Source organism: Endozoicomonas sp. PH6C (assembly GCF_059322965.1).
This window is the reverse complement of record NZ_CP185342.1, coordinates 6,290,690-6,307,843: the sequence shown is the minus strand read 5'-3', so window position 1 is coordinate 6,307,843 and position 17,154 is coordinate 6,290,690. Positions and strand designations below refer to the sequence as shown.

Annotated in this window: 10 protein-coding genes; all 10 read right to left on the bottom strand. The window is 52.9% G+C overall.

The genetic code is table 11. From position 1 onward, the window contains the following. Window positions 1-175 precede the first annotated feature (175 nt). Window positions 176-2,029 (bottom strand): ankyrin repeat domain-containing protein, encoded by a 1,854-nt coding sequence (locus ACOMG9_RS22135; RefSeq protein WP_448218509.1) that lies wholly within the window; start codon window positions 2,027-2,029, stop codon window positions 176-178. Window positions 2,030-2,165: 136 nt separating this feature from the next. Further along, window positions 2,166-2,867, bottom strand: a complete 702-nt coding sequence (locus ACOMG9_RS22130; RefSeq protein WP_494529434.1) for an ankyrin repeat domain-containing protein — start codon at window positions 2,865-2,867, stop codon at window positions 2,166-2,168. Between the two features lie 441 nt (window positions 2,868-3,308). Continuing rightward, entirely contained in the window at window positions 3,309-5,066 is a 1,758-nt protein-coding gene (locus ACOMG9_RS22125) for an ankyrin repeat domain-containing protein (protein ID WP_448218507.1), read from the bottom strand. A 186-nt stretch (window positions 5,067-5,252) separates the two neighbouring features. After that, window positions 5,253-7,421: an ankyrin repeat domain-containing protein gene (locus ACOMG9_RS22120; RefSeq protein WP_448218506.1), complete on the bottom strand. Its 2,169-nt coding sequence runs from the start codon at window positions 7,419-7,421 to the stop codon at window positions 5,253-5,255. A 138-nt stretch (window positions 7,422-7,559) separates the two neighbouring features. Beyond that, on the bottom strand, window positions 7,560-9,458 hold the full coding sequence (locus ACOMG9_RS22115) for an ankyrin repeat domain-containing protein (RefSeq protein WP_448218505.1): 1,899 nt from the start codon (window positions 9,456-9,458) through the stop codon (window positions 7,560-7,562). 137 nt (window positions 9,459-9,595) lie between these two features. Then, window positions 9,596-11,389: an ankyrin repeat domain-containing protein gene (locus tag ACOMG9_RS22110; RefSeq protein WP_448218504.1), complete on the bottom strand. Its 1,794-nt coding sequence runs from the start codon at window positions 11,387-11,389 to the stop codon at window positions 9,596-9,598. A 187-nt stretch (window positions 11,390-11,576) separates the two neighbouring features. Continuing rightward, window positions 11,577-12,269, bottom strand: coding sequence for an ankyrin repeat domain-containing protein (locus ACOMG9_RS22105; protein ID WP_494529433.1), 693 nt, complete (start codon window positions 12,267-12,269; stop codon window positions 11,577-11,579). A 253-nt stretch (window positions 12,270-12,522) separates the two neighbouring features. Then, window positions 12,523-13,641, bottom strand: a complete 1,119-nt coding sequence (locus ACOMG9_RS22100) for a hypothetical protein (RefSeq protein ID WP_494529432.1) — start codon at window positions 13,639-13,641, stop codon at window positions 12,523-12,525. Window positions 13,642-14,278: 637 nt separating this feature from the next. Beyond that, window positions 14,279-15,829: an ankyrin repeat domain-containing protein gene (locus tag ACOMG9_RS22095; protein ID WP_494529431.1), complete on the bottom strand. Its 1,551-nt coding sequence runs from the start codon at window positions 15,827-15,829 to the stop codon at window positions 14,279-14,281. Between the two features lie 135 nt (window positions 15,830-15,964). After that, a complete protein-coding gene (locus tag ACOMG9_RS22090) occupies window positions 15,965-17,152 on the bottom strand; it encodes an ankyrin repeat domain-containing protein (protein WP_494529430.1) in 1,188 nt (395 codons plus the stop codon). Between the last annotated feature and the right edge of the window lie 2 nt (window positions 17,153-17,154).

Here is a 17,154-nt window from a genome sequence, read left to right as displayed (position 1 = left end):
TAAGTCGTGCGGCTTGGGTACAGAAAAGGAATGATAGTTCATTTATGTGTCTCCCAAACTTTGCTGTGGTTAAACAATCACCTGTTTCAAAAACTCAGAAGATGGGAACACCTGAGAGCCATGTTCACTGGGCAACATAAATCCTTTCTTTTGTTGCCTTCACGGCCTTTGTTCCCTACTTTGCTCCGGCGTTGGTCAGGAGTTGCACGCAGTCGGTATTGCCTTTCGCAGCAGCAAGGTGCAGCGGTGTGATGCCATCTGAAGTCCGGCAGATGTTGAGATCTGCCCCGGCGTTGATCAGGAGTTTTACGCAGTCGGTATTGCCTTTCGCAGCAGCAATGAGCACCGGGGTGCTGCCATCCTTAATTTGCGCATTGATATCCGCCTTGGCTTCGATCAGGATTTTCAGGCAGTCGATTTTATTTTGCTGAGCAGCGATTAGCAGCGCAGTGGCGCCATCCTCAGTCCGGGCTGAGAGATGCACTCCAGCGTCGATCAGGAGTTTAACGCAGTCAGTATTGCCTTCCTGAGTTGCCATGAACAGTGGGGTAGTGCTATCCGACGCGGTGGCGTTGGGATCCGCCCCGGCGTTGATCAGGAGTTTCAAGCAGTCGGTGTTATTTTCTTGTGCAGCGATGAACAGAGCGGTGGCGCCATCCTTATTCCGGGTGTTGAGAGCCGCCCCGGCGTTGATCAGGAGTTCCACGCATTCGGTGTTGCCTCTTGCAGCAGCTTCGAACAGTGGGGTGGAGCCATCCGAAGTCCGGGAGTTGTCGAGATCCGCCCCGGCGTTGATCAGGAGTTTCAAGCATTCGGTTTTGCCTAGCGCAGCAGCGGCGCAAAGAGGGGTGGCGACATACGAAGTCCGGACGTTGAGATCTGCCCCGGCGTCGATCAGGATTTTCACGCAATCGGTATTGCCATTGGCAGCGGCGGCGAACAGCGGGGTGACGCCATCGGGACTATGAGGGGGGTTGAGATCTGCCCCGGCGTTGACCAGGAGTTTCATGCAGTCAACATTGCCTTTCGCAGCAGCGGCAAGCAGCGGCGTGGCGCCATCCGAAGCCCGGGCATTGATATTCGCCATGGCTTCGATCAGGATTCTCAGGCCCTCTGTATTGCCCTGTATAGCTGCGCTGAACAGCGGCGTGTCGCCATCCTTATTTCGGGCGTTGATATTCGCCTTGGCTTTGATCAGGACTTTCATGCAGTCGGTATTGCCTGTTGCAGCAGCGGCGAAAAGCGGAGTGGCGGCATCCGTGATCCTGGCGGCGTTGAGATCTGCCCCGGCGTTGATCAGGAGTTTCACACAGTCTATCTCATTCCTTTGTGCAGCGATGAACAGCGGGGTGGCGCCATCCGACAAGGCGGCGTTAAGATCTGCCCCGGCTTCGATCAGGGCTTTCACGCAGTCGATATTGCCTCTCGTAACAGCAGCGATCAGCGGGGTGTCGTCAGTCTTAGTCCGGGTGTTGACAACTGCCCCGGCGTTGATCAGTATTTTCACGCAGTCGGTGTTATTTTCTTGTGCAGCGATGAACAGCCCAGTGGCGCCATCCTCATGCGGGGCGGCGTTGACATCTGCCCCGGCATTGATCAGGCGTTTGACGACGTCAGTGTGCCCCCCACCGGATGCCAACATCAAGGCAGTAAAGCCATTATTCATAACAGCATTAACATTGACTCCTTCTGCCAGTGACCTCTCCACCTGATCCAGATCCCCGTTTAAACAGGCAAGATAGAACGTCTGATCGGGGAAAAATGTATCCGGGTGAGATTCACTGGTGTTCTGATTCATCAGAGGCATCGGGTCTTGCCGACACATCGCGCAACGGCGTGAGCCGGTAGGCTGATTAAAAAAACACCTCGAAATACAGTCCAGATCGAAGCGGTGTCCACAACAGTGGGTTTTGACGACCACAGGCGCTTCATTGCGGCCATGGAAGGGAGTCAAACAAATTGGACAGTGATCGGCCTTCACTGTCCATGAGGAGAGGCTAGCGAACAATGCTACACATAAGTAGAACATCTGTGCTGGTCAATAAGCCGTGTGGGTTAGATACAAAAAAGCATCTTAGTTCATTTTTGTGGCTATCAAAGTTGGCTGTGGTCAAACAATCACCTGTTTCAAAAACTCAGAAGGTGGGAACACCTGAGGGCCCTGTTTACTGGACAGCATGAAGCTTTTCCTTTGTTTCCTTCACTGCCTCAGTTCCCAGCTTTGCCTCGGCGTTGATGAGGAGTTTCATGCTGTCGGTATTGCCCATCTTGATTGCTATGGCCAGCGGGGTGGCGCCATCCGAAGCCCGGACGTTGAGATTGGCTCCGGCTTCGATCAGGAGTTTCACGCAGTAGGTATGGCCCATCTGTGCAGCGATGAAAAGCGTGGTGGTGCCATCCGACAAGGCGGCATTGAGATTCACCCCGGCATTGATCAGGCGTTCGACGACGTCCTTGTGCTCCCAGCCGGATGCCAACATTAAGGCAGTGAGACCATTAGTCATAACGGCATTGACATTGACTCCCTCTGCCAGAGACCTCTCGACCTGATCCAGATCCCCGTTTAAACAAGCAAGATAAAAAGTCTGATCCGGGAAAAATGTATCCGGGTGAGATTCACTGGTGTTCTGATTCACCACAGGCATCGGGTTTTGTCGGCACATCAAGCAACGGCGTGAGCCAATGGGCTGATCAACAAAACACCTAGAAATACAGTCCAGATCGAAGCGGTGGCCGCAACATTGGGTTCTGACGACCACAGGTTCTACATTTCGGTCATGGAAGGGAGCCAAACAAATAGGACAGGGATCGGCCTTCAGTGTCCATGGGGAGAGGCTAGCGAGCAATGCTACACACAAGTAGAACATCTGTGTTATTCAATAAGTAGCTCGGGTTAGAGACAAAAAAGCATGATAGTTCATTTATATGGCTATCAACCACAATATGGGTTGGATTTCCGCACACCGCTGATTCCAGAATGGTTTGCAGTCCTTTTCACTTAAAGTTGAAAGCACTGGCAATGTCGCTGATAAATTCTGCGTCAGGATGTTTTTGGAGTAAGATGCGCTTTTGCGTGTCAATGCTGGATTTTTGCTTTCCAGAACTGACTCTTGCATAGCATATCTTCCTTCACTGGCTAATGAATATGCGGAAGTGACCACCACTGGTTTGATTCACTTTTTCGTAGTGACCGCTTTCGATCTTGCGATTGTTGCAATTTTATTTGACTGCAAAACCCGGAAGATAGGAACACCAGAAAGCCGTGTTTACTGGATAGCACAACGCCTTTCTTTTGTTCCCTTCCTTGCCTACTTTGTCATGGCGTTGAGCAGGATTTCCAGGCAATAGGTTTTGCCCTTCAGGGCTGCTGCGGACAGCGGGGTGCATCCATTCTTATTCCGGGTGTTGAGATCTGCTCCGGCGTTGATCAGGAGTTTCACGCAGTCGCTGTTACCTTTTGCAGCAGCAACGTACAGCGGGGTGGCGCCATCCGAAGTCCGGTAGATGTTGAGATCCGCCCCGGCGTTGATCAGAAGTTCCACGCAGCCGGTATTGCCTTTCGCAGCAGCAATGTACAGCGGGGTGGCGCCATCCGAGGTTCGGCAGATGTTGAGATTCGCCCCGGCGTTGATCAGCAGTTTCAGGCTGTCGGTGTTATTTTTCAGGGCAGCGATGAACAGTGGGGTGTTACCATTTTCAGGCCGGGTGTTGAGACTCGCCCCGGCATTGGTCAGGAGTTTTACACAGTCGGTGTTATTTTCTTGGGCAGCGAAGAATAGAGGGGTGGCGCCATTTTTGGTTCGGGCGTCGAGATTGGCCTTGGCTTTGATCAGGGCTTTCACGCAGTCGGTATTGCCTTTCGCAGCAGCGATGAACAGCGGGTTGCTGCCATCCGAAGACAGGGGGATGTTGAGATTCGCCCCGGCGTCGATCAGAAGTTGCACGCAGTCGTTTTTGCCCTCCTGAGCTGCGATGTATAGCGCAGTGGCGCTATTCTTAGTCCGGGCGTTGAGATCTGCCCCGGCGTTGATCAGGAGTTTCACACAGTCGGTATTGCCTTTCGCAGCAGCGGCGAGCAGTGGGGTGGCACCATCCGTAATCCTGGCGGCGTTGAGATCCGCCCCGGCATTGATCAGGAGTTTCATGCATTCGGTGTTATTTTTCTGGGCAGCCATGAAGAGTGGGGTGGTGCCATCCTCAGTCCGGGCGTTGAGATCCGCCTCGGCGTTGATCAGGAGTTTCAAACAGTCGGTATTGCCCTTCAGGACTGCGATGAACAGCGGGGTGGTGCTATCCGAAGTTCTGGCGGCGTTGATATTCGCACCGGCGTTGATCAGGAGTTTCACGCAGTCGGTATTGCCCTCCTGGACAGCGATGAAAAGCAGGGTGGCACCGTTCCTGGTTCGGGCGTCGAGATCTGCCCCGGCGCTGATCAGGAGTTTCACGCAGTCGGTATTGCCCTTCGCAGCAGCAACGTATAGCGGGGTGGCGCCATCCGAAGTCCTGGCGGCGTTGACATCCGCCCCGGCGTTGGTCAGGTGTTTTACGCAGTCGGTATTACCGTATTCAGCAGCGATGAGCAGTGCGGTGGCACCATTCGAACGGGCAGTGTCGAGGTTCGCCCCAGCGTTTATCAGACGTTTGACGACATTCATGTGACCCCGGCAGGATGCCAGCATCAAGGCAGTGAAGCCACCAGTCATAACGGCATTAACATTGACCCCTTCTGCCAGAGACCTCTCCACCTGATCCAGATCCCCGTTTAAACAGGCGCGAAAAAATGTCTTGTCGGGGAAAAATGTATCTGGGTGAGATTCACTGGTGTTCTGATTCACCACAGGCATTGGGTCTTGCCGACACATGGCGCACCGTCGTGAGCCGATGGGCTGATCAACAAAACACCTCGAAATACAGTCCAGATCGAAGCGTTGACCACAACATTGAGTTTTGACAACCACAGGCGTTTCACTTCGGCCATGGAAGAGAGCCAGACAAATAGGACAGTGATCGGCCTTCAGTGTCCATGGGGAGAGGGTGGTTAACAATGCCACACATAAGTAGAACATCTGTGTTGGTCAATAAGCAGTGTGGGTTAGATACAAAAAAGCATATTAGTCCATTTATATGGCTATCAAAGTTTGCTGTGGCTAAATAATCACGCATTGCAAAACTCGGAAGATGGGAACAACTGAAAGCCCTGTTTGCTGGATAGCACAACGCGTTTCTTTTGTTGCCTTACTTGCCTCAGTTCCCTACTTTGCTCCAGCCTTGATCAGAGCCTCCACGCAGCCGTTATGGCCTTTCAAGGCAGCAATGAAAAGTAGGCCGCCATCCATAGTATTGGCGGCATTGGGATCTGCCCCACCACTGATCAGGATTTCCACGCAATCGGTATGGCCTTGCCAGACTGCGATGAGAAGCGGGGTGACGCCATCCGAAGCCCGGGGGGTGTTGAGATCCACCTCGGCGTTGATCAGGAGTTTCAAGCACTCGGTGTTATTTTCTTGTATAGCGAAGAACAGCGGTGTGGTGCCATCCGACCTGGCGGCGTTGAGATCCGCCCCGGCGTTGATCAGGCGTTTCACACAGTCGGTATTGCCCATCTCGATTGCGATGAACAGCGGTGTGGCGCCATCCTCAGTCCGGGCGTTGAGATCCGCTCCGGCATTGATCAGGAGTTTCAGACAGTCGGTATTGCCCTTCAGGGCTGCCATGAACAGCGGGTTGGCGCCATCCGAAGTCCTGGTGGCGTTGATATTCGCCCCGGCGTTGATCAGGAGTTTCACGCAGTCGGTATTGCCCTTCTGTACAGCGATGTAAAGCGGGGTAGCGTCAGTCTTAGTGCGGGCGTTGAGAGCTGCCCCGGCGTTGATCAGGAGTTTCAAACAGTCGGTATTGCCCTCCCGTGCAGCGACGAAAAGCGGGGTGGCGCCATTCTCATCCGGGACATCGAGATCCGCCCCGGCGTTGATCAGGAGTTGCACGCAGTCGGTAATGCCCTCCTCAGCTGCGATGTATAGCGGGGTGGCGCCATACGAACAGCGGGCGTTGAGAAGCGCTCCCGCTTTGATCAGGATTTCCACGCAGTCGGTATTGCCCACTTCGGTTGCGACGGACAATGCAGTCGCGCCATCACTATTTCTGGCGGCTTTGAGATCTGCCCCAAAGTTGAGCAGGAGTTTCAGGCATTCGGCATTGTCCTCAAGGGCTGCGATGAACAGCGGGGTGGCACCATCCGATAAAGCAGCGTTGGGATTCGCACCGGCATTGAGCAGAAGTTTCACGCAGTCAGTGTTGCCTTTCTGAGCTGCTTGGAACAGCGGGGTGCGGCCATTCGGCAAGGCAGTGTTGGGATTCGCACCGGCGTTGAGCAGGAGTTTCACGCAGTCAGTATTGCCTTTTTGAGCTGCTTGGAACAGCGGGGTGCTGCCATCCACAGACCGGGCGTTGAGATCCGCTTCGGCGTTAATCAGGAGTTTCACGCAGTCGGTATTACCTCTCATAGCAGCAACGAACAGTGGGGTTGCGCTATACTCATTACCGGCGCTGAGGTCTGCCCCGGCGTTGATCAGGAGTTTAACACACTCGGTATTGCCTCTCGTGGCAGCGGCGAACAGCGGGGTGACGTCGTCCGAATTTCGGGCATTGATATCCGACATGGCTTCGATCAGGAGTTTCAGGCAGTCGGTATTGCCATTCAGGGCTGCGATGAACAGTGGGGTGGCACCCGCTACCACACCCCCGGTATTGAGATTCGCCCCGGCGTTGGGATCCGCTCCGGCGTTGGCCAGGAGTTTCACGCAGTCGGTATTGCCCTTCGAGGCTGCGATGAAAAGCGGAGTTGCGCCATCCGAAGTTCTGGCGGCGTTGAGATTGGCTCCGGCGTTGATCAGGAGTTTCACGCAGTCTGCATGACCGAACTCAGCAGCGACGAACACTGCGTTGGCACCGTTCGGACGGGCAGTGTCGAGGTTCGCCCCAGCGTTTATCAGGTGTTTGACGACATCCACGTGACCCCTGCTGGATGCTAACATCAAGGCAGTGAAGCCACCAATCATAACGGTATTGACATTGACTCCTTCTGCCAGTGACCTCTCCACCTGATCCAAATCCCCATATATACAGGCACGATAAAACGTCTGATCGGGGAAAAATGCATCCGGGTAAGCTTCACTGGTGTTCTGATTCACCACAGGCATCGGGTTTTGCCGACACATCGCGCACCGGCGTGAGCCGATGGGCTGTTTAACAAAAGACCTCGAAATACAGTCCAGATCGAAGCGGTAACCACAACATTGGGTTTTGACGACAACAGGCGCTTCACTTCGGTCATGAAAGGGAGCCAAACAAATAGGACACTGATCGGCCTTCAGTGTCCATGGGGAGAGAGTGGCGAGTAATGCCAAATATATGTAGAACATTCTGTGCCAGTCGATGAATGGTGCGGCCTGGGTACAGGAAAGTAATGATAGTTCATTTGTGTGTCTCTCAACGTTTGTTGTGGCTAAATAATCACCTGTTTCAAAAACTCAGAAGATAGGAATACCTGAGAGCCATCTTCACTGACACGATGCTTTTTTTGTTTCCTTCACCGCCTCTGTTCCCCACTCTGCCCCGGCGTTGATAAGGAACTTCACACAGTCGCTATTGCCCATCTCGATTGCTATGGACAGTGGCGTGGCGCCGTCCGAAGTCCGACAGATGTTGAGATCAGCCCCGGCGTTGATCAGGAGTTTCACGCATTCGGTGTTGCCCTTCACAGCAGCAATCTGCAACGGGGTGGCGCCATCCGAAGTCCGGCAGATATTGGGATCAGCCCCGGCGTTGCTCAGGAGTTCCACGCAGTCGGTATTGCCTTTCGCAACAGCAACGTGCAGCGGGATGGTGCCAGTCTTATTTCGAGCGTTGAGATCCGCCCCGGCATTGATCAGGAGTTTCACGCATTTGGTGTTATTTTCGTGTGTAGCGATGAACAGCGCAGTGGTGCCATCCGGCAAGGCGGTGTTGAGATCAGCCCCGGCGTTGATCAGGAGTTCCACGCATTCGATGTTATTTTCTTGGGCAGCGATGAACAGCGGGGTGGTGCCATCCTCAATATGCGCATTGATATCCGCCTTGGCTTCGATCAGGATTTTCAGGCTGTCGATGTTATTTTGCTGAGCAGCCATGAACAGCGGGTTGGCACGATCCGTAATCCTGGCAGTGTTGAGATCCGCCCCGGCGTTGATCAGGAGTTTCACGCAGTCGGAATTGCCCCTCAAGGCCGCGATAAACAGCGAGGTGGAGCCATCCTCGGTCCGGGCGTTGAAATCCGCCCCGGCGTTGATCAGTATTTTCAGGCAGTCGGTATAGCCCTTCAGGGCTGCGATGAACAGCGAGGTGGCGCCATTCTTCGTCCGGGCGCTGACATCTGCCCCGGCGTCGAGAAGGAGTTTCACGCAGTCAATGTTGCCCTTCTGGGCTGCAATGAATAGCGCTGTGGCGCCATCCGACAAGGCGGCGTTGAGATCCGCCCCGGCGTTGATCAGGAGTTCCAGGCAGTCTGTGTTATTTTCCTGGGCAGCGATGAACAGCGGTGTGGCGCCATCCGACATGGCGGCGTTGAGACTCGCCTTGGCTTCGATCAGGGCTTTCACGCAGTCGGTATTGCCTTTTGCCGCAGCTATTAACAGCGGGGTGGAGCCATCTATAGTCCGAGTGGCGTTGAGATCCGCCCCAGCTTCGATCAGGGCTGTCAAGCAGTCAATGTTATTTTCCTGGGCAGCGATGAACAGCGGGGTGGAGCCATCCGACAAGGCGGCGTTGAGATCCGCCCCGGCGTTGATCAGGAGTTTCACGCAGACTATGTTATTTTCCTGGGCAGCGATGAACAGCGGTGTGGCGCCACCCGACATGGCGGCGTTGAGATCTGCCTCAGCTTCGATCAGGATTTTTACGCAGTCGTTGTTATTTTGCTGTGCAGCGATGAGCAGCGGGGTGGCGTTATTCCAAGTCCGGGAAGCGTTGACGTTCGCCCCGGCTGCTATCAGTCGTTGAACGACGGCATTGTTCCCGTTATTGGATGCCAACATCAAAGCAGTGTAATCATAAGCCATAACCGCATTGACATTGACTCCTACTGCCAGTGACCTCTCCACCTGATCCAAATCCCCGTTTAAACAGGCATGATAAAACGTCAGATCGGGGAAAAATGTATCCGGGTGAGATTCACTGGTGTTCTCATTCACCACAGGCATCGGGTCTTGCCGACACATCGCGCAGCGGCGTAAGCCGATGGGCTGATCAACAAAACACCTCGAAATACAGTCCAGATCGAAGCGGTGACCACAACATTGGGTTTTGACGACCACAGGCGCTACATGACGGTCATGGAAGTGAACTAAACAAATAGGACAGGGATCGGCTTCCAGCGTCCATGGGGAGAGGGTAGCGAGTAATGCCAAAGATAAGAAGAACATCTGTGTTGGTCAATAAGTAGTGTGGGTTGGATACAAAAAAGGAATGCTAGCTCATTTATATGGCTATCAAAGTTTGCTGTGGTCAAACAATCACCTGTTTCAAAAACGCAGAAGATGGGAACACCTGAGAGCCATGGTTACTGGATAGAATGAGGCCTTTCTTCTGTTCTCTTCCCTGCCTCAGTCCCCTTCTTTGCCCCAGCCTTGATCAGGGCTTCCACGCAGTCGATATTGCCCAGCTCGGTTGCGATGGACAGCGCAGTGTCGCCATTCTCAGTGTGGGCGTTGACATCCGCCCCGGCGTTGATCAGGAGTTTCACGCAGTTGGTATTGCCCTTATAGGCTGCGGCGTGGAGGGGGGTGGCGCCACTCTTAATCCGGCTGTTGAGATCCGCACCGGTATTGATCAGTAGTTTCAAGCAGTCGATATTGCCCTCCCGGGCAGCAACGAACAGAGGCGTGGAGCCATCCGACAAGGCGGCGTCGGTTTCCGCCCCGGCGTTGATCAGGAGTTTCACGCAGTCGGTATTGCCCTTATAGGCTGCGGCGTGGAGGGGGGTGGCGCCACTCTTAATCCGGCTGTTGATATCCGCACCGGTATTGATCAGTAGTTTCAAGCAGTCGATATTGCCCTCCCGGGCAGCAACGAACAGAGGCGTGGAGCCATCCGACAAGGCGGCGTCGGTTTCCGCCCCGGCGTTGATCAGGAGTTTCACGCAGTCGGTATTGCCCTCCTGAGTTGCGATGTATAGCGGGGTGGCGCCATTTTTATTTGGGGCATTGATATTCGCCTTAGCTTCGATCAGGGCTTTCAAGCAGTCGGTATTTCCTCTCGCAGCAGCGGCGAATAGCGGAGTGGCGCCATCAGCAGTCCGAGCGGCGTTGACGTCCGCCCCAGCATCGATCAGGAGTTTCAGGCATTCTGTATTGCCTCTCTCAGCAGCGGCGTACAGAGGGGTGATGCCATCCGAAGTTCGGGGATTGATATCCGTCTCGGCGTTGATCAGTATTTTCACGCCGTCGGTGTTATTTTTCAGGGCAGCGATGAACAGCGGGCTAGCGCCATTCCTGGTTCGGGCGTTGGGCACTGCCCCAGCGTTGGTCAGGAGTTGTATGCAGCCGGTATTGCCTTTCGCAGCAGCAGCGAACAGCGGGGTTGCGCCATCGGAAGTTCGGTTGGCGTTGAGATCCGCCCCGGAGCTAATCAGTATTTTCACGCAGTCGGTGTTATTTTCTTGGGCAGCGATGAATAGCGCGGTAATGCCATCCGACGAGGCGGCGTTGAGATTTGCCCCGGCCTTGACCAGGAGTTTCACGCAGTCGGTATTGCCTCTCAAAGTAGCAACGTGCAGCGGGGTGGCGCCAGTATTAGTGTGAGTGTTGACCTCCGCCCCGGCGTTGATCAGGCGTTTCACGCAGTCGGTATTGCCCTCCTGTGATGCGATGAACAGCGAGGTGACGCCATCCTCAGTCCGAGCGTTGACGTCCGCCCCGGCTTTGATAAGGCGTTCGACGACCTCGTGGTCCCCAATGGATGCCAACATCAAGGGAGTGAAATCATCAGTCATAATGGCATTGACATTGACTCCTTCTGCAAGAGACCTCTCCACCTGATCCAGATCCCCGTTTAAACAGGCAAGATAAAAGGTCTGATCGGGGAAAAATCTATCCGGGTAAGATTCACTGGTGTTCAGGTTCACCACAGGCATCGGGTTTTGCCGACACATTGCGCACAGGCGTGAGCCTATGGGCTGATCAACAAAACACCTTGAAATACAGTCCAGATCGAAGCGGTGACCACAACATTGGGTTGTGACGACCACAGGCGCTTCACTTCGGCCATGGAAGGGAGCCAGACAAATAGGACAGTGATCGGCCTTCAGTGTCAAAGGGGAGAGGGTAGCGAACAATGCCACACATAAGTAGAACATCTGTGTTGGTCAATAAGCAGAGTGGGTTAGATACAGAAAAGCATATTAGTTCATTTATACGGCTATCAAAGTTCGCTGTGGCCAAACAATCATCTTGTTTCAAAAACTCAGAAGATGGGAACACCCAGAGCTGTGTTTACCGGCTAACGCAACGACTTTCTTTTGTTTTCTTCACCGCCTATGTTTCCTACTCTGCCCCGGCGTTGAGCAGGAGTATCTGGCAGTCGGTATTGCCTTTCGCAGCAGCAACGAACAGCGGGGTGGCGCCAGTCTTAGTGTGGGCGTTGAGATGCGCCCCGGCTTTGATCAGGATTTTAAGGCATTCGGTATTGCCCTTCCAAGCAGCAACGTGCAGCGGGGTGGCACGATCCTTAATCGTGGCAGTGTTGAGATCTGCCTTGGCTTCAGTCAGGATTTTCAGGCTGTCGATCTTATTTTGCTGAGCAGCCATGAACAGCGGGGTGGCGCCATACTCAGTCTGGACGTTGAGATCCGCTCCGGCGTTGATCAGGCGTTTCACAGAGTCGGTATTACCGTACTCAGCAGCGATGAACAGTGCGGTGGCACCATTCGAACGGGCAGCGTCAAGGTTCGCCCCAGCGTTGATCAGGCGTTCGACGACATCCGTGTGCCCTCTGTTGGATGCCAACATCAAGGCAGTGAAATCAGCAGTCATAACGGCATTGGCATTGACCCCTTCTGCCAGCGACCTCTCCACCTGATCCAGATCCCCGTTTATACAGGCACGATAAAATGTCTGATCGGGGAAAAATGTATCCGGGTGAGATTCACTGGTGTTCTGATTCACCACAGGCATCGGGTCTTGACAACCACAGGCGCTAAACTTCGGCCATGGAAGGGGGCCAAACAAATAGGACATATATCGGCCTCCAGTGTCGACGGGGAGAAGGCAGCGAGCAATTCCATACATAAGTAGAACATCTGGATTGGTGAATAAGTGGTAAGGGTTAGATACAAAAAAGCATTAAAATCATTCCATCGCTTCCATGATGAATGGTGGTGCTTCCCTGCTCCAAACTATCTGTAAAATATCGTTGAAAGGATATTGCAGCAGAAATCGTCATCAACACTGCAACCAGAGAAATGGTATGTAGAGAAACGCAAGGTCATTTTTATAATGGCGTTCCATGAAGTGTCTTCGCCTGAGGATGGCCACAATGATTGACTGCAAATGCTGATAAAAGCATAGCGACTACAAGAAAACCGGCAAATCCTCCGAGGAATGCGTACAAGGCGGTGTAATCGTTATCAGGACGCACTGGAAAGAATACATTGTTCCAGTTTTCGTTCGCATATTCATTTTCAGTGTGAATTTTAGTCAGCTGATGAATCCCGGCCCCATCAATTCTGTACTCGAGTAAATAGCCATTGCCATCACTGAGTGAAAAATAACCAGGCTCCAGTTCAAGATTTAATATGGCAAGAGTCATGCCCTCTTTATTTTTGATAACAATTTGAGTGCCGACATTTTCGGGAATGGCTTCCGAAGCGTCTGGCATGAATCGTCTCGTTGAGGACAGTATGGATGAGGATGGTGCCGAAGAAGACATTGTTGCTGAAGGGCTGATTGTTGTATACGCCATACCATTGTTATCAGACATTGCAACTGACGTTATTGCATCCTCTGATTTCCAAGCCACTTCGATTGAATATTCAAGCTCTTTTTCCAAACTCAGAATGGGTTTGAAGGACTTAAACTCACGCCCTTTTGGCATTAAACCCTGTAGTCCAGTTGTATTACGGGAAGTCAAATTAGTATTTATAAGAGTGTCGTTTGCAGACAGATCTGAATGAGGTGGTAGAGCCGTGCTATTGGTAGCAGTACCATTGATTGCAGAAGCTGATGTGTCAGACTTGTATAAAACGTCTTTCAACAAGATGGGTGTTGGCGTTGAACTGAAAACAGTATTATCAATAACACTGTCTTCATTGTCCTCATAGTAACCAAGATATAACTTTGAGGAGTCTTCTGGATTTTCGATTAAAATGAGATGAAACAAAGTTTTCAGTGATGCATGCCCCCTGAGTGTGTAGTAAAGAAAATCAGACTCTTTAGTCTGAAAGCGGACTTTTGATTCAATTTTGTTTATTGGCTGACTCCCTCGAGCGGACTTCCCCAGCGGATTTATGGAGACAGATATTTTTTTAGAGGTGGACAGGGAGTAGCCTCTCATGAATTTTGCAATTTTAACTCTGGCTCTTGATACTGATGATTTTATGTAGCTTGTCACTTTGTGACCGCTTTTTTTTGAACCGCCACCCTTGTGACTGCCACCCTTGTAACTGCCTCCTTTTGAACCGCTACTTCTTCCACCTCCTGAGGAACCTCCGCCTCTGCGGGCCTCTCTTCTGTCTCTTTGAGAAACTACACCGCCCTCTTCAGGAGCGGCATACTCCCGGGGATCGTATTGCAAAAGGCCATCTGCACTGATCTCATTATTCACAGCCCAAAGGGAAGAACAAAATGGAAGTATCAAGGCCAGAAAAAGGCTTGAAAGTATTTTCATGATTCTATGGACCGCCTGTAGGATAAATACCAAAAGAAAAGGGTAATCCCCGTACCTAACCGATTGCTTGAGAGACTGCCGGAGCAGAGGGAAGCTTAGACATCACATTTTTACCTGTCCAATCAAAACACTTGTAGATTTCCATGGAGTTTATTGAATGGTGCTAATGTTCAATTTTTAAAAATATGATCGTTCGCACAGGTATGGTCGATAAAGCTTGATAGTTCATCTACATCGCTTACAAAGTTCGCTGTGGCTAAATAATCACGCTTTGCAAAACTCGGAAGATGGGAACACTTGAAAGCCCTGTTTGTTGGATAGCACAACGCCTTTCTTTTGTTGCCTTCCTTGCCTCAGTTCCCTATTTTGCTCCAGCCTTGATCAGGGCTTCCACGCAGTCGATATTGCCCTTCTCGGTTGCGATGGACAGCGGAGTGTCGCCAGCCTCAGTGCGGACGTTGATATCCACCCCGGCGTTGATCAGGAGTTTTACGCAGTCGGTATTGCCAATCAGGGCTGCGATGAACAGCGCAGTGGCGCCATTCTCATTCCGGGCGTTGAGATTCGCCTCGGCTTCGATCAGGATTTTCAGGCAGTCGATGTTATTTTGTTGGGCAGCGATAAACAGCGGGGTGGCAACATTCATGGGAGCGTTGAGATCCGCGCCGGCTTTGATCAGGAGTTTCACGCAGTCGGTATGGCCTTTCCAGACTGCGATGAGAAGCGGGGTGGCACCATCCGTAATCCTGGCGGCGTTGAGATCCGCCCCGGCGTCGATCAGGCGTTTCACGCAGTCGGTATTGCCCTCCTGTGCAGCGATGAAAAGCGGGGTGCTGCCATTCTCACTCCGGGCATTGAGATCTGCCCCGGCGTTGATCAGGAGTTTCACGCAGTCGCTATTGCCCTCCCGTGCAGCGGTGAACAGCGGGGTGCTGCCATCCGAAGTCAGGGAGGGGTTGAGATTCGCCCCGGCGTTGATCAGGAGTTTCACGCAGTCGGTATTGCCCTCCTGAGCTGCGATGTATAGCGGGGTGGCGCCATCCTCATTCCGGGCGTCGATTTCCGCCCCGGCCTTGATCAGGATTTCCACGCAGTCGGTATTGCCTATCCCGGCAGCGATGAAAAGCGGGGTGACGCCATCCGAAGTCCGGACGGTGTTGACATCCGCCTTGGCGTTGATCAGGAGTTGCAAGCAGTCGGTGTTATTTCTCTGGGCAGCGATGAAGAGCGGGGTGTCGCCATCCGACGAGACAGCGTTGACATCCGCCCCGGCTTTGATCAGGAGTTTCAAACAGTCGATGTTATTTTCCTGGGCAGCGATGGCTAGCGGGGTGGCGCCACCCTCAGAGCGGGCGTTGAGATCTGCCCCGGCGTTAATCAGGAGCTTCACACAGTCGATGTTATTTTCCCGGGTAGCGATGAACAATGGGGTATTAGCAGTCGAACGGGCGGCACCGTCGAGGTTCGCCCCGGCGTTGATCAGGCGTTCCAAGAGGGCCTTGTTCCCGTTTTTGGCTGCCAGCATCAAGGCAGTGAAATCATGAATCATAACCGCATTGACATTGACTCCTTCTGCCAGAGACCTTTCCACCTGATCCAGATCCCCGCTTAAACAGGCACGAAAAAATGTCAGATCGGGAAAAAATGTATCCGGATGAGATTCACTGGTGTTTTGATTCACCATAGGCATCGGGTCTTGCCGACACATCGAGCACTGGCGTGAACCAATGGGCTGACCGGAAAAACATTTCGAAACACAGTCCAGATCGAAGCGATGGCCACAACATTGGGCTTTGACAATCACAGGCGCTAAACTCCGGCCCTGGAAGGGAACCAGACAAACAGGACAGTGATCAGCCTTCAGTGACCATGGGGAGAGGGTAGCGAGCAATGCCACGTATAAGTAGAACATCTGTGTTGCTCAATAAGCAGCTGGGTTAGATACAAAAAAGCATGATAGTTCATTTATGTGGCTATCAAAGTTTTCTGCGAATAAATAGTCACTCCTTTGTATGACTCTGAGTCTGGGAACACCTGAACGCTGTTTTTACTGGATAGCAAAATGCCCTTCTTTTGTTCCCTTCCTTTCCCTGGCCTCGATAAGGGCTTTCACGCAGTCGCTATGGCCCAACCTGGTTGCGATAGACAGTGGGGTGGCGCCATCCAAAGTCCTGGCAATGCTGAGATCTGCCCCGGCTTCGATCAGTGCTTTCAGGCATTCGGTATTGCCATTCTCAGCAGCGACGAACAGCGGGGTGGCGCCATCCAAAGTCCTGGCAATGCTGAGATCTGCCCCGGCTTCGATCAGTGCTTTCAGGCATTCGGTATTGCCATTCTCAGCAGCGACGAACAGCGGGGTGGCGCCACCCGAAGTCGTGGCGGCGTTGAGATCTGCCCCGACGTGGATCAGGATTTCCACGCAATCGGTGCAGCCCCTCCAGGCTGCGATAAATAGCGGGGTGGCGCCATCCATAGTCCTGGCGGCGTTGAGGTCTGCCCCGGCCTGGATCAGGATTTCCATGCAATCGGTATAACCTCTCCAGATTGCGGTGACAAGCGGGGTGGTGCCACTCATAGTGCGGGCGTTGAGATCCGCCCCGGCGTTGCTCAGGAGTTGCACGCATTCGGTGTTATTTTTCTGGGCAGCGATAAACAGTGGGGTGGCACCATTCACCAGGGCAGCGTTGAGAGCCGCCCCAGCGTTGATCAGGAGTTTCACGCAGTCGGGGTTATTTTCCTGGGCAGCGTAGTACAGCGCGGTAGCACCGGTCGAACGGGCGGCATTGAGGTTCGCCCCGGCGTTGATAAGGCGTTCGACGACGTCCGTGTGCCCCCCGTGGGATGCCAACATCAAGGCCGTGAAATCATAAGCCATAACGGCATTGACATTGACGCCTTCTGTCAGTGATCTCTCCACCTGATCCAAATCCCCGTCATAACAGGCATCATAAAACGTCTGATCGGGGAAAAATGTATCCGTGAGAGATTCACCGGTGTTTTGATTCACCAAAGGCATCGGGTTTTGCCGACACATCGCGCAATGGCGTGAGCCGATGGGCTGATTAAAAAAACACCTCGATATACAGTCCAGATCGAAGAGTTGGCCGCAGCATTGGGTTTTGACGACCTCAGGCGCTGCATCACTGCTACGGAAGTAATCCAGACAAATAGGACATTGATCGGCCTTCAGTGTCCAGGAGAGGGTAGTGAGCAATGCCATCCATAAGTAAAACATCT